Source organism: Shimia sediminis (genome assembly GCF_003990645.1).
GTDB lineage: Bacteria > Pseudomonadota > Alphaproteobacteria > Rhodobacterales > Rhodobacteraceae > Shimia > Shimia sediminis.
In genome coordinates, this window is record NZ_RYZK01000009.1 from 42,964 (window position 1) to 56,136 (window position 13,173).

At 60.6% G+C, this 13,173-nt stretch carries 13 protein-coding genes; 7 read left to right on the forward strand and 6 right to left on the reverse strand.

Annotated elements, in window-relative coordinates; translation table 11 throughout:
* Positions 1-3 precede the first annotated feature (3 nt).
* From EK369_RS16625 to EK369_RS16635, 3 genes are all read right to left on the reverse strand, one after another.
* Positions 4-2,367: an ABC transporter permease gene (locus EK369_RS16625; protein WP_127115392.1), complete on the reverse strand. Its 2,364-nt coding sequence runs from the start codon at positions 2,365-2,367 to the stop codon at positions 4-6.
* A 4-nt stretch (positions 2,368-2,371) separates the two neighbouring features.
* Positions 2,372-3,088, reverse strand: a complete 717-nt coding sequence (locus EK369_RS16630; protein WP_127115393.1) for an ABC transporter ATP-binding protein — start codon at positions 3,086-3,088, stop codon at positions 2,372-2,374.
* Between the two features lie 142 nt (positions 3,089-3,230).
* Complete coding sequence (locus EK369_RS16635; protein ID WP_127115394.1) at positions 3,231-3,470, reverse strand: accessory factor UbiK family protein; 240 nt, start codon at positions 3,468-3,470, stop codon at positions 3,231-3,233.
* Positions 3,471-3,565: 95 nt separating this feature from the next.
* On the opposite strand from EK369_RS16635, the gene lgt reads away from it, so the two are divergent.
* The 4 genes from lgt to EK369_RS21840 all read left to right on the forward strand — a co-directional run bounded on the left by lgt (position 3,566) and on the right by EK369_RS21840 (position 6,546).
* The gene (lgt, locus tag EK369_RS16640) at positions 3,566-4,450 is read left to right on the forward strand and encodes a prolipoprotein diacylglyceryl transferase (RefSeq protein WP_127115499.1); all 885 of its coding nucleotides are present in this window, start codon (positions 3,566-3,568) and stop codon (positions 4,448-4,450) included.
* The gene (locus EK369_RS16645; RefSeq protein WP_235871458.1) at positions 4,443-5,504 is read left to right on the forward strand and encodes a class I SAM-dependent methyltransferase; all 1,062 of its coding nucleotides are present in this window, start codon (positions 4,443-4,445) and stop codon (positions 5,502-5,504) included. Before lgt ends, EK369_RS16645 begins: the two co-directional genes overlap by 8 nt.
* Entirely contained in the window at positions 5,501-6,259 is a 759-nt protein-coding gene (pgeF, locus tag EK369_RS16650; RefSeq protein ID WP_127115395.1) for a peptidoglycan editing factor PgeF, read from the forward strand. The genes EK369_RS16645 and pgeF overlap by 4 nt, the downstream gene beginning before the upstream one ends.
* A gap of 146 nt (positions 6,260-6,405) precedes the next feature.
* Positions 6,406-6,546, forward strand: coding sequence for a hypothetical protein (locus EK369_RS21840; RefSeq protein WP_164727025.1), 141 nt, complete (start codon positions 6,406-6,408; stop codon positions 6,544-6,546).
* A gap of 82 nt (positions 6,547-6,628) precedes the next feature.
* Here the strand turns inward: EK369_RS21840 and EK369_RS16655 are convergent, their stop codons facing one another.
* The gene (locus EK369_RS16655) at positions 6,629-7,129 is read right to left on the reverse strand and encodes an Lrp/AsnC family transcriptional regulator (RefSeq protein WP_127115396.1); all 501 of its coding nucleotides are present in this window, start codon (positions 7,127-7,129) and stop codon (positions 6,629-6,631) included.
* A 326-nt stretch (positions 7,130-7,455) separates the two neighbouring features.
* Between EK369_RS16655 and trxB the strand changes: the two genes are divergently transcribed.
* From trxB to EK369_RS16670, 3 genes are all read left to right on the forward strand, one after another.
* Positions 7,456-8,397: a thioredoxin-disulfide reductase gene (trxB, locus tag EK369_RS16660; RefSeq protein WP_127115397.1), complete on the forward strand. Its 942-nt coding sequence runs from the start codon at positions 7,456-7,458 to the stop codon at positions 8,395-8,397.
* A gap of 133 nt (positions 8,398-8,530) precedes the next feature.
* Entirely contained in the window at positions 8,531-10,204 is a 1,674-nt protein-coding gene (locus EK369_RS16665; protein ID WP_127115398.1) for an adenylate/guanylate cyclase domain-containing protein, read from the forward strand.
* A 124-nt stretch (positions 10,205-10,328) separates the two neighbouring features.
* Complete coding sequence (locus EK369_RS16670; protein WP_127115399.1) at positions 10,329-12,404, forward strand: bifunctional sulfate adenylyltransferase/adenylylsulfate kinase; 2,076 nt, start codon at positions 10,329-10,331, stop codon at positions 12,402-12,404.
* Between the two features lie 82 nt (positions 12,405-12,486).
* Here the strand turns inward: EK369_RS16670 and EK369_RS16675 are convergent, their stop codons facing one another.
* Together EK369_RS16675 and EK369_RS16680 are read right to left on the reverse strand one after the other, a co-directional pair.
* The gene (locus tag EK369_RS16675; RefSeq protein ID WP_127115400.1) at positions 12,487-12,714 is read right to left on the reverse strand and encodes a DUF1150 family protein; all 228 of its coding nucleotides are present in this window, start codon (positions 12,712-12,714) and stop codon (positions 12,487-12,489) included.
* 3 nt (positions 12,715-12,717) lie between these two features.
* Positions 12,718-13,131 (reverse strand): Hsp20 family protein, encoded by a 414-nt coding sequence (locus tag EK369_RS16680; protein ID WP_127115401.1) that lies wholly within the window; start codon positions 13,129-13,131, stop codon positions 12,718-12,720.
* Between the last annotated feature and the right edge of the window lie 42 nt (positions 13,132-13,173).

Here is a 13,173-nt window from a genome sequence, read left to right on the forward strand (position 1 = left end):
CCTTTACTCTCTTGTCTTCAGGGTCGCCACGAGGTCGACCTTGTCAATATCACGTTTCACCAGCCAGCCGGAAAGAACCGAGGCCGCAATGACGGCAGCTCCGGCCATGCCATAAGCCTCGGGCCGAAAGGTGGTGGGAATTTGGTAGATGTCGGTGCTGAAGCCAGCGGCAATCAGGAAAAACAGATAGTATCCAATCAGCACGCCCAGCGGGATGGCCAGCAAAACCACAATTGCCAACTCACCCAGCAACACGAACGCTGTTTCCCCCCTGGTGAACCCAATCACCCGAAGGCTGGCGAGATCACGCGATTGCTCGCCAAATGCGATGCGGGCCGCGTTGTAGACAATCCCAAAGGTGATAATCGCGGCAATCGCCACCATGACATAGCGCATCGAGCCCGCGCCGCTGTCCATCAGTGTCTCAATGGCCGCACGCGCATCCTCGCGGCGGGTGACGCCCGCCACCGAAGGCATCTCTTTGAGCGCGGCATAGAGGGCGGGAAGTTGATCGCTGTCGACCCTGAGATAGGCGGCAGAGACACGGCCCCACTCAGCCATATCGCGATTGAGGCTGTCCATGCGCATGAAAGCCGGCGAGCCCAGCAGCGTTTCCGCAATCGACGCCACGGGCACTTCCAGCACAGGGCGCTTGCCTTCAAGCACCTCCACCACCAGCGTATCGCCGGGCGCAATTTGCAGGATATCTGCCAGTGGCTTGGCCAGAACGACACCGTTCTCCGGCAGCACGATATCGGACATGTCCTTGTTCACAGCGCGGTTGAGCTGCGCCTGATCAACCAGCCCCGTAACGGCGCCGCGATAAGTATGCAGACCATTTCGCAAAACCGCGCTGACGCCCCGCGTGGGTTCGACCTCGATCACACCGGGCAAATGCGCAAGATCAAAGGCCGTCTTGGCTGGCATTGGTTCAAAAAAGCTCACCGATACATCCGAGCGGTCGATGACGCCAAATGTCAGATCCAGAGTTTCGTCAAACCCCGACAAGACCGACATCTGCGCAGACGACAACCCCATGCCGACAGCGATCCCGATAACGGACCCAAAAATGCGCCCCGGATTGCGGAAAATCCGTCGCAGGACCATGCGGCTGGGTTGGTCGAGCCAGTTTTTCAGGCGCTCATTGATGGCCCCTGAGCGTGAGAAATCCATCGGCGCTGGCGGCCGCATGGCGACTGCAGGCGTCAGCCGGAACACCCGGCTCAGCACAACAAGGCTACCGGCCGAAGCCGCCAGAACCGAAACACTGACCCCCATCATCAAGCTGGATGCGTCCACACGAAACACGAGAAACGGAAAATGATAGAACTTTTGATAGACAAGCGCCATGTAGCGCCCTGCCCAGATCCCCAACACACTGCCCAACAATGCGCCAAGGATCGCGATCACCAGAACCATCTTGAAATAGTGCCAGGAAACCTCCCAGTCGGTGTAGCCAAACGCCTTGATCAGACCAATCTGTTCGCGTTCAGACTGCACCAGACGGGTGATGACGATGTAGAGCAGAAAGGCCGCAACAGCCATGAAGATCGGCGGCACCACCACCGCAGTCGCGCGCAGACCTTCGATTTCCTCTGAAATAAAGCGGTCCGACATGTGGTCCGCGCGTTCATAAGACCCGAGTGACCCATAACGGTCTAAAAGCGCATCCACAGCCGCCATCACGGGCTCGACCCGCGCGCCACGCTCCAGCGCAATCAGCGCCTCGTTAAAGGCCCCTTCCACGTCATAAGCCGCGGCCAGCGCCTCTTCGTTCATCCACAACACTGCAAATCGTGCACTGTCAGGCACGAATTCACCGGGGGCCGTGGTGAACAGGTACTCGGGCGCCATGGCAAAGCCGACAATACGAAACGACCGGCGCGCGCCGTACATCGTGGCGGTCAACTCATCGCCTAACCGCAGCCCGTGCGCGTCGGCAAAGCTCTGCAACACGATCACCTCTTCGGTGCGGGTCGGCGACAGCATGCGCCCTTCTGACAAGTAGATGGCATTCAACTTTGGCACGCGGTGCGCAGGCAATGAGACGGCGCTGGCCCGCACCGGCAAAGCCTGACCCGCCATGTCGATCAACGCGCCCCCCTGGACCCGGCCCTCGACTGCTGCCACGCCGGGGATCTCCGCAATCCTGTCGAGCATGCTCAGAGGCGCACGCGTTACCGGCGCGAAGACGTCGGCCAGCCGATACCGCTCGTAATAAGCGGCGCGCGTTTCAACCAGAGATGACAGCATCCCCGCCATCATCACCAGCAGCATCACGCCCACGGCCACCACAAGCGCGATCGCCCCGGCCTGACCCTTGATCCGCCAAAGGTCGCGCAGCAGCTTGTGGTTCAACGCGCTCATGTTCTCACCATTCAATCTCGTCGGGGCTGAGGCGCGTCTCGTTGGTCTCGACGCTGCGGATCGCTCCGTCCGCAAAGTGAATCACCCGGTGGGCCATGGCGGCGGTCGCGGCAGCGTGGGTGACAATCATCACCGTGGCGCCCAGCTTGGCGTTGACGTCGTTCAGCACATGCAGCACCGCGCGGCCTGTCTTGGAATCCAACGCCCCCGTGGGTTCATCGCAAAACAGAACTGTCGGATTCTTGGCAATGGCGCGGGCAATCGCAACCCGCTGCTGCTCGCCCCCGGACATCTGCGCGGGAAAGTGATCCATGCGCTCGCCAAGACCCACAAGCCGCAGCGCCTCGTCCACATCCATGGGATCGTCGGCGATCTCGGTTACCAGCTCGACATTTTCGCGCGCCGTCAGCGAGGGCATGAGGTTGTAGAACTGAAACACAAACCCCACGTGGTCGCGCCGATACCGGGTGAGGTCGCGGTCCGACATGGTGCTGAGGCTCTGTTCTTCAAACAGTGCCTCGCCGTCTGTAGCCCGATCCAACCCTCCGATGATGTTCAAAAGCGTGGATTTGCCCGACCCGGAAGGGCCCAAAAGCACGACAATCTCACCTTTAGGGATATCCAGATCCACGCCGCGCAGGGCATGCACTGCCGCCTCGCCCTCGCCATAGACCTTGGTCAGCCCATGTACGGAAAAAATGTTGGAAATGTCCTTGGCCACAAATTAGTCCGCCTGCCCCTGAAACCCGGGAAGCTCGCACGCCGATCAGACGGTTGAGAGGCTCCTGCCCCTCGCGCCATCAGGCGCTCACCCCGGGAAATATCCGGAATTTGGGAAAGGGCGCATCCGGCGCCCCATCCGCCTATTTGTTTTCTAGCGCCTCTATTCGGGCCTTGAGTGCTTCGTTCTCTTCGCGTGCCTTTTGCGCCATCGCGCGCACCGCGTCGAATTCTTCGCGTGTCACGAAATCGCGGTCCGCCAGCCAGCGGTCCATCATCGATTTCAGGGCATTGTCGGCTTCATCCTTCGCACCCTGCGCCACGCCCATGGCGTTGGTCATCAGTTGCGAAATGTCATCCATGATCTTGTTGCGGGTCTGCATGTTCCGTCTCCGGCCTCTGTTTGCCCTCTATATGGGGTGCAATTGGCACCGGCACAATGGTTGACTTCGCCGCGCCTCCATGGCCAACAGAGGCCATGCTTGCGATGATCCCCTTCCCCGAGATTTCACCCGAGATTTTCTCGATCTCCCTCTTTGGTTTCGACTTTGCCCTGCGCTGGTACGCGCTGGCCTATATCGTCGGTATCGTGATCGGCTGGCGGATCGTGGTCGCCGCCCTGAAACAGCCGCGCCTCTGGGCCGCCCCCGGCGCACCGATGAATGCCAAACAGGCCGAAGACCTGCTGACCTGGCTGATTGTGGGTGTGATTCTCGGCGGGCGTCTGGGCTATGTGCTGTTTTACCAATTCAGCGACTACCTCGCGCGCCCCGCAGACATTCTGAAAATCTGGCAGGGCGGCATGTCCTTTCACGGCGGCATGCTGGGCTTCATCTTTGCAGCCTGGATTTTCACAGGCCGCCAGACCATCCCCCGCCTCACCACCTCGGACGTTCTTGTCCTCGGCGTCTGGCCCGGCCTCCTCTTGGGCCGCATCGCCAACTTCATCAACGCCGAGCTTTGGGGCCGTCCCACCGACCTGCCCTGGGGCGTCGCCTTTCCCGGCTACGGCGCACAAGACTGCGGCCAGGCCGTCGCCGAGATTTGCGCCCGCCACCCCTCGCAGCTCTACGAAGCCCTGCTCGAAGGCGTTGTTCTTGGGACGGTGCTCATCTGGGCCGCATGGAAACACGGCGCTCTGAAACGCCCCGGCCTGACCTCTGGCATCTTCTTTGCCGGCTATGGCCTTGCGCGTTTCCTTGTCGAGTTTGCCCGCCAGCCCGACGCGCAATTCATCAGCGAGGGAAACCCACTGGGTCTCGCCCTGCATGTGGGCGGCTATGGGCTGACCATGGGCCAACTCCTGTCGCTGCCCATGATCCTACTCGGCGCCTGGCTGATCGCGAGGGCGCGGCGTGTCTGACCTCAAGACGCAACTGATCGAGCGCATCACAACCCAAGGCCCGCTGACCCTGGCCGACTACATGGCCGAGTGCCTGTTGCACCCCGAGTTCGGTTATTACGCCACCCGTGATCCTCTCGGCGCTTCGGGGGACTTTACCACCGCGCCGGAAATCTCGCAGATGTTCGGCGAAATGCTGGGCCTCTCGCTGGCACAAAGCTGGCTGGATCAGGGCGCGCCGACAGCGTTTGTCCTGGCCGAGGCCGGACCGGGGCGCGGTACACTCATGGCGGACATTCTGCGCGTGACCCGTGCTGTGCCCGGGTTTGCTGAGGCGGCACAGATCCATCTGATCGAGGCCTCGCCTACCTTGCGCGACAAGCAACGGGCCCTTCTGGGGACCGATGCCACATGGCACGACGAGGTCGACAGCCTGCCCAAGGACCTGCCACTGTTCTTCGTAGCGAATGAATTCTTTGATGCCCTGCCGATCCGCCAGCTGCAGCGTGATGGCACCGGCTGGCGCGAACGCCTTGTCGGACTGAGCAACGGTCAGCTGGCACCGGGTTTGGGGGACATGCTGGATGGATCAGCACTGGCACACCGTCTGGATGACACCAAGGATGGCGATCTTGTCGAAATCTGCCCTGCGGTAGAGGCCATTGCCACAGCCATAGGTCAGCGAATCGAACAGAATGGCGGCGCAGCCCTGATCGTCGATTACGGCGACTGGCGCTCACTGGGAGACACGCTTCAGGCTCTGAAGGCGCATAAATTCGTCGACCCCTTCGAGGCCCCCGGCACCGCCGATCTGACCGCACATGTGGATTTCGAAGCCATCGCCAAGGTCTCTCCCTGTGGTCATAGCCGCCTGACGCCACAGGGGGTTTTCCTCGAACGGCTCGGCATCACTGCCCGCGCCCAAGGGTTGGCCCAGCGGATGGAAGGCGACAAGCTCGACGCACACATCGCCGCGCATCGCCGCTTGACGCACCCGGATGAAATGGGAAACCTGTTCAAAGTGATGGCGCTTTTCCCCACCCACGGCGCCCCCCCACCCGGATGTGAAACATGACGCTCGAAATCCTGACATCGGACTCGCTCTCGCCATTTCGCCACGGCTTTTTCACCCGCAAGGGCGGCGCATCGTCGGGTGTGTTCCGTGGCCTGAACTGCGGCACCGGCTCGTCTGACCAGAGCGAGATTGTCGAGATCAACCGCCGTCGCGTAGCCGAGGCAATGGACGCGCCGGTCGAGCAACTGGTGACCGTCTATCAGGTGCACTCACCGGATGTGTTGGTGGTTGAGGAACCGATGACGGGCGACAAACCCAAGGCCGATGCAATGGTGACCAATACGCCCGGTCTCGTGCTTGGTATCCTGACCGCTGATTGTCAGCCGGTTCTGTTTGCCGACCCCCGCGCGGGTGTCGTCGGCGCAGCCCATGCAGGATGGCGCGGTGCGTTGGACGGTGTGCTTGAGGCGACCCTTGAAGCGATGGAAGGCCTGGGCGCAAAACGATCCAACATTTCCGCCGTCATCGGGCCTTCGATCAGCCAGAAGGCCTATGAAGTCGGCCCCGAATTCTATGACACGTTCCTGAGCGAAGACATGGGCAACAGCCAGTTTTTTGCGGGCGGAGACGCGGATCGCATGATGTTCGACCTGCCGTCCTATGGGCTATATCGCCTGCGCAATGCGGGCGTCGGCGATGCCGAGTGGATTCGCCACTGCACCTACTCCGACCCGGACAGGTTTTATTCCTACCGGCGCACCACCCACGCAAGAGAGGCCGACTACGGCCGCCTGATCTCGACCATTCGACTTTGATGGGAATTGCCCCAAAATCATCCGCGTATTTTCCTGAAATCTGACCTTTCCTGCCGTATCTCCGCCCCAATTCGGGACGACATTGGTTTCAAGGCAAGAAAACAGAGTGTTCCGCAATCAGGGACACGCAGTCAGGAGAACCCGAAATGTCGAGCAACAAGCGTTTCATTCAATCGATTACCAAAACCGCCGCGGCAGACGCCCCTGCGATGCCCTGGGCCCGTGGCAAGCGCCGCGCCGCCTTTATCGCCAAGCGCAATGCCGGCGAGCAAGACAAAGCTGCCTGAAGTCAGGCTTTCACCTGTAAAACAACAGGGCCGCGCGGGATGTCCCGGCGCGGCCCTGTTGTTTTTTGCGGATAGGAACCGCTCAGGCCTCGCGGCTCAGGCGTTCCTCGAGAATATCAAACGGCACACCCGGCTCGTCCTTGGCACCGCGAATGACCAGAGAGGTCTTCACGCTGGCCACATTGTCCGCTTTGGTCAGCTCTTCGGTCAGAAAAGTCTGGAAGGTCGACAGATCGGGGGCGACACATTTGAGGATAAAGTCCACTTCACCGTTCAGCATGTGACACTCGCGCACCAGCGACCAGTTGCGGCACCGTTCTTCAAAGACCGACAGATCCGCTTCGGCCTGGCTGACCAGCCCCACCATGGCAAACACCTGCACCTCAAAGCCCAGCTCGCGGGCGTCAACGTCGGCGTGATAGCCACGAATGAACCCGGCTTCTTCCAATGTCCGCACCCGGCGCAGGCAGGGCGGTGCGGAAATCCCGACCCTCTTGGCCAACTCAACATTGGTCATGCGGCCATCGGCCTGAAGTTCTGCGAGAATCTTGCGATCGATCGGGTCAAGCCGCGTACCGGGCATGGGGACTCTTTCCTAAAGCGTTTCTACTCATTGTTTCGACACGACAATCAGGCGAAACGCGTGGAACCCATTGATGTCGTGCGCGTTTTGAAGTCAACTTGTACCCCAAGCTTTTCGAAACGCCTTACTGGAATTTGCGGTTCTTATAACACCACCCGTCGCGCGCGCAATAATATTTCGTGTTAGCGCAAGATCATTTTGCGACAATTACACCTCTTGTCCAAAATGCAACCCTGCGATGTTGTGAGCGACGCGGGGTTTTCCCCACGGCGCGGGATGGCTATATCCCCTAGCTGACACACTCATGCAAGACGAAAGGCGCCGACATGGCCGACACCAAACACACCAAGGTTCTGATCATCGGCTCAGGCCCTGCAGGCTACACCGCAGGCGTCTATGCCAGCCGCGCCATGCTGGAACCGATCCTGGTGCAGGGCATTGAACCGGGCGGCCAGCTGACCACCACCACCGAGGTTGAAAACTACCCCGGCTTCACCGAAGTACAGGGCCCTGACCTGATGGTGAAAATGCAGGAACACGCCGCTGCCATGGGCTGCGAAATCATCGGCGACATCATCACCAACCTCGACATGTCCGAACGCCCCTTTAAGGCCACCGGCGACAGCGGCACGATCTATACCGCCGATGCCGTGATCCTCGCCACCGGCGCCCGCGCCAAATGGCTGGGGCTGGAGAGTGAAGAGAAATTCAAGGGCTTCGGCGTTTCCGCCTGTGCCACCTGCGACGGCTTCTTCTATCGCGGACAGGAAATCGTGGTCATCGGTGGCGGCAACACCGCTGTAGAAGAGGCCCTGTTCCTGACGAATTTTGCCTCCAAGGTCACACTGATCCACCGCCGCGACGAGCTGCGCGCCGAAAAGATCCTTCAGGACCGCCTGATGAAGAACGAAAAGATCGAGCCCCTCTGGTTCCACACGCTGGAAGAAGTTGTCGGCGACGACAACCCGCTGGGTGTGACCGGGGTCAAGGTCCGGAACGTCAAGACCGATGAAGTCAGCGAAATCCCCTGCGCTGGCGTCTTTGTCGCCATCGGCCACTCGCCCGCAAACGAATTGGTCAAGGACACGCTGGAAATGCACAACGGCGGTTATGTTCAGGTCAAACCCGGCAGCACCGAAACCTCGGTCCCCGGCGTCTTTGCGGCAGGCGACCTGACCGACCACGTCTATCGCCAGGCAGTGACCTCGGCAGGCATGGGGTGCATGGCCGCACTCGACGCCGAACGCTTCCTGGCCGGGCAGGACTAAGTCCTCGGCCTGAGGTGGCAAGGCCCTTGCAAGGGCCTTGGCCGCTCTTCTGTGTCAGGTTGCACATATCCTGCGCCTTGACCCCAACGCGCCAGTTGCGCACTCTGCCCAAAAGGTATGGGAAGCGGTAAAGATGGCGAACAGGCTCTGGCAAGGCAACTGGCGAACCAAGGCACGGATCGTCTCGGGTTTGATGCTGTTCGCTTATGTGTTTTTCCACCTGCTCAGCGTGGGAATGGGTCTGTTTTCTCTCGAGCTGATGGAGGCCTCCCAAGATCTGTTCGGGGCCATTCCCAGCAGCCGCCCCGGTGGCATAGTACTCTATGCGGCCCTGCTGACGCATCTGGGTCTGGCGCTCTATCGTCTGGCGCGCCGCCGCACTTTGCGAATGCCTTGGAACGAAGGGCTTCAGATTTTGCTGGGCCTGAGCATTCCTTTCCTTTTGATGGTGCATTTTGTGCACACCAACGTCGCCCGTATGCAGTTCGGCGTCGAAACCGAGATGGGCTATCTTACCGGGTTGATCTGGAACACCAAAAGCGCCTGGCAACAAGCGGTCTTGCTGTTGGTGGTCTGGATACACGGGTGCATCGGCCTGCATTTCTGGCTGCGCGTCAGTCCCCGGTGGCAAAGTCTCTTGCCCGTAGCACTGCCGGTCGCGACCTTGTTGCCAGCCTTTGCTCTGGCGGGGTTCATGGTGCAAGGACGGGCGCAGTCCGAAAGGCTACTGCGGTCCGAGGAAAGCGCCAGCCTCATGGCGCAGTACAACTTCCCGTCCGCTGAAACCTTTGCCGCCCTCAGAGAGGTGACCGATACTGGCCTGATGATCGCCGCCGGAGTGCTCTTGCTGACCCTGTCGGTTTTTTGGGGCCGCAAACTGTCCAGCAACCGCCACTCTTTGCGTATCCGCTACGTGGATGGACCGGAAATTCACGGGCAGCGCGGCATGACCCTGCTCGAAATGTCGCGCGCATCCGGTGTGCCGCATATGGCGCTATGCGGCGGTCGGGGACGCTGCACCACCTGCCGCGTTGTGGTCGAGGAAGGCGCCGACCTGCTGCATCCCCCCAGCACCGAGGAAGAGGCCAGCCTGCGCGCCGCCAACGCCCCGCCCAATGCGCGCCTCGCCTGTCAGATCCGCCCGACGGACCCGGCCACCGTACTGCGCGTGTTCCGCCCCGACGGGCAGCGTGCGCGGGCGCATGAGAGCCTTGGTCAGGAACGGCGACTGGCCATCCTGTTTCTCGACATGCGCAGCTTTACTGCGCGCACCACCGGGCAACTGCCCTATGACGTGGTCTTCCTTCTGAACCGTTTCTTCGACGCCATCGTGCCTTCGATCACCGGGGCGGGCGGTACCGTTGACAAATACCTTGGCGATGGGCTTCTGGCGTTGTTCGAACTCGACAATGAAGAACTGTCTGCCCGCGCCGCACTGCGGGCTGCAGCGGGTATCAGCTCGGCTCTCGAGACCTTTAACAAGACGCTTGCAATGGAAAAGGCCGAACCGGTCCGCATCGGCATGGGTCTGCACCTCGGAGAGCTGGTGCTGGGCGAAATTGGCGCTGCCGAAAACGCACCCCGCACCATCATTGGCGACACGGTCAACGCCGCAAGCCGTCTTGAGGGCGAAACCAAGGGGCTTGGCGTCGAGCTTTTGGCCTCAGAGGCCCTGCTTAAGGCCGCAGGTATCGACGTAGACACCCTGGAGCTTGTCACACTCACCCTTCGCGGTGTGGCCCATCCTGTCCGTGCGCTGGCGATGGAACGAGCCAGCCGTGTTCCGGAGCTGATGCAGCCGTCGTGATGAAACCCTGCGTTGCAACCATGCAACGCGTGCAAAAACCTGCCAGTTGCAGAAATTAGGGCTTCCAAAAACCGCTCGGCTGTGAAATGTGTTCACGCGTGAACATACTTTGAGTCTTTTCCCAATGTCGCACCCCGTGACAAAATCTGATCCCCAAGAGGAAGACCTGCTCTTTCGCCTCCTGCGCCAGCTCGATACGGCGCCGGGTGCGTCCCAGCGCGCCACGGCCTCGGCTTTGGGGATTTCGCTGGGGCGTCTGAACGCGCTCTTGCGCACGACGGCGGACATCGGGCTGATCTCGATCAGCGAACGTGACGGCCCTGACAAGCGCCAGCGCTTTGCCTATACGCTGACCGCTCGCGGCGCGGCGGAAAAGTCCCGGCTCACAGATCAATTTCTCGCTCGCAAGCTCGCGGAATACAACGCGTTGCATGCGGAACTTACTGGAACTGCAAGCGGGCTTGCCCCCGTCAAACACAGGACCCACCCAATGCAAAACAACCTTGCTCCCATCCCCGAGCTGTATGTCTCTTACGAGAGCGCCCAGAAGCTCAAAGTCGAAGCCGCAGACCTTGTCAGCCATGACCTGACACCGCGTCAGATCTGTGACCTGGAACTATTGATGAACGGCGGCTTCAACCCGCTCAAAGGCTTTCTGACCGAAGAAGACTATGATGGCGTTGTGGAAAACATGCGCCTCGCCGACGGCTCGCTCTGGCCGATGCCGATCACGCTGGACGTGGGTGAAGACTTTGCCGCCTCGCTCGAACTGGGTCAGGACATTGCGCTCCGCGACCAAGAGGGCGTGATCCTCGCCACCATGACCGTCACCGACCGCTGGGAGCCCAACAAGGCGCGCGAAGCCGAAAAGGTTTTTGGCGCGGACGACGACGCCCACCCCGCCGTCAACTACCTGCACAACCACGCGGGCAAAATCTATCTGGGTGGCCCTGTTGTCGGCATCCAACAGCCCGTGCACTACGATTTCCGCGCACGTCGCGACACCCCGAACGAGTTGCGCGCCTATTTCCGCAAGCTGGGCTGGCGCAAGGTTGTGGCCTTCCAGACCCGCAACCCGCTGCACCGCGCACACCAGGAACTGACCTTCCGCGCCGCGAAAGAAGCCCAAGCCAACCTGCTGATCCACCCGGTTGTCGGCATGACCAAACCGGGCGACGTCGATCACTTTACCCGCGTGCGCTGCTACGAGGCGGTTCTGGACAAATACCCGGCGTCGACCACGTCGATGTCGCTCCTGAACCTCGCCATGCGCATGGCTGGCCCACGCGAAGCGGTCTGGCACGGCCTGATCCGCAAAAACCACGGCTGCACCCACTTTATCGTTGGCCGCGACCACGCCGGCCCCGGCAAGAACTCGGCCGGTGAAGACTTCTACGGCCCCTACGACGCGCAGGACCTGTTCCGCGAGCATCAGGACGAAATCGGCATCGAAATGGTCGACTTCAAACACATGGTCTGGGTTCAGGAACGCGCCCAATACGAGCCGATGGACGAGATCAAGGACAAGGATGACGTCACCATCCTGAACATCTCGGGCACCGAACTGCGCCGCCGTCTGGCCGAAGGTCTGGAAATTCCCGAGTGGTTCTCGTTCCCCGAGGTGGTGACAGAACTGCGCAAAACCAAACCGCCGCGTTCGAAACAGGGCTTTACCGTGTTTTTCACCGGTTTCTCGGGCTCGGGCAAATCTACCATCGCCAACGCACTGATGGTCAAGCTGATGGAAATGGGCGGTCGCCCTGTGACCCTTCTGGACGGCGACATTGTGCGGAAAAACCTGTCGAGCGAGCTGGGCTTTTCGAAAGAGCACCGCGACCTTAACATCCGCCGCATCGGTTATGTGGCCTCCGAGATCACCAAGAACGGCGGGATCGCCATCTGTGCGCCCATCGCGCCTTATGCCACCACCCGCCGCGCCGTGCGCGAAGACATCGAACAATTCGGTGCCTTTATCGAAGTGCACGTTGCCACTTCGATCGAGGAATGCGAGCGCCGCGACCGCAAAGGTCTCTACAAACTGGCGCGCGAAGGCAAGATCAAGGAATTCACCGGCATCTCGGACCCCTATGATGTGCCTGCCGATCCTGAACTCAGCGTTGAGACAGAAAACGTCGACGTCGACAACTGCGCCCATCAGGTCATCCTCAAGCTGGAAAGCATGGGCCTGATCGCAGGGTAATCCAGCGACACCTTGATAGAACTGACAAAGGCCGCCTTTCCGGGCGGCCTTTTCTCATTCCAACATCCAACCGGCACTCTGTTCAGTGCACGGGCACCGGCGCATAATCATGTTCCCGCGCCAGTGAAAAGGCCAGTTTCCGCTCTTTCACAAGCGCCAGCCGCTCGCCATCCGCAGTATGAACCGCATAGAGCACATCCGTGTCTGCCACCTGCTCCTGCACATCCTGCGGCAGGTCGGCCACAGCCACTTGGCGCACGTAAACGATGCGGTTTTCGGTCGTCTCGGCAAAATCATATGTCTCGTGCATGGCTTACCCTTTCTTGATCTGGATGGTTTGCACCACGGTTTCGGGACGTGACCGGGTCAGGTCGACATGCAGCAGGCCGTTCTCCATGGCCGCCTCGCCCACCTCGACCCCGTCGGCCAGCACGAAAGAGCGCTGGAACTGCCGCGCGGCAATACCCCGATGCAGAAACACGCGATCCGCGCTGTCATCCTGCTGACGCCCCCGGATCACCAGTTGGCGGTCCTCGACGGTGATCGACAGATCTTCCTCGCGGAAACCGGCCACGGCCAGCGTGATCCGATAAGACAAATCCGACGTCTGTTCGATATTGAAAGGCGGATAGCCCTCGTTGCCCGTTTTCGCGGTGCGTTCCAAAAGGCGTTCCAACTGCTCAAAGCCGAGCATATGCGGGTATGACCCCAAAGTGTGTTTTGTCATCGACACGTCCTTGACTTAAGCGACAGTCCATTTCTCAGGCCC

Excerpts from the sequence above, each read along its gene's own strand:
- EK369_RS16625 (WP_127115392.1), bottom strand. The coding sequence starts at position 2,367 with ATGAGCGCGTTGAACCACAAGCTGCTGCGCGACCTTTGGCGGATCAAG.
- EK369_RS16635 (WP_127115394.1), bottom strand. The coding sequence starts at position 3,470 with ATGCAGACCCGCAACAAGATCATGGATGACATTTCGCAACTGATGACC.
- lgt (WP_127115499.1), top strand. The coding sequence starts at position 3,566 with ATGCTTGCGATGATCCCCTTCCCCGAGATTTCACCCGAGATTTTCTCG.
- pgeF (WP_127115395.1), top strand. The coding sequence starts at position 5,501 with ATGACGCTCGAAATCCTGACATCGGACTCGCTCTCGCCATTTCGCCAC.
- EK369_RS21840 (WP_164727025.1), top strand. The coding sequence starts at position 6,406 with ATGTCGAGCAACAAGCGTTTCATTCAATCGATTACCAAAACCGCCGCG.
- EK369_RS16655 (WP_127115396.1), bottom strand. The coding sequence starts at position 7,129 with ATGCCCGGTACGCGGCTTGACCCGATCGATCGCAAGATTCTCGCAGAA.
- trxB (WP_127115397.1), top strand. The coding sequence starts at position 7,456 with ATGGCCGACACCAAACACACCAAGGTTCTGATCATCGGCTCAGGCCCT.
- EK369_RS16665 (WP_127115398.1), top strand. The coding sequence starts at position 8,531 with ATGGCGAACAGGCTCTGGCAAGGCAACTGGCGAACCAAGGCACGGATC.
- EK369_RS16670 (WP_127115399.1), top strand. The coding sequence starts at position 10,329 with ATGTCGCACCCCGTGACAAAATCTGATCCCCAAGAGGAAGACCTGCTC.
- EK369_RS16675 (WP_127115400.1), bottom strand. The coding sequence starts at position 12,714 with ATGCACGAGACATATGATTTTGCCGAGACGACCGAAAACCGCATCGTT.
- EK369_RS16680 (WP_127115401.1), bottom strand. The coding sequence starts at position 13,131 with ATGACAAAACACACTTTGGGGTCATACCCGCATATGCTCGGCTTTGAG.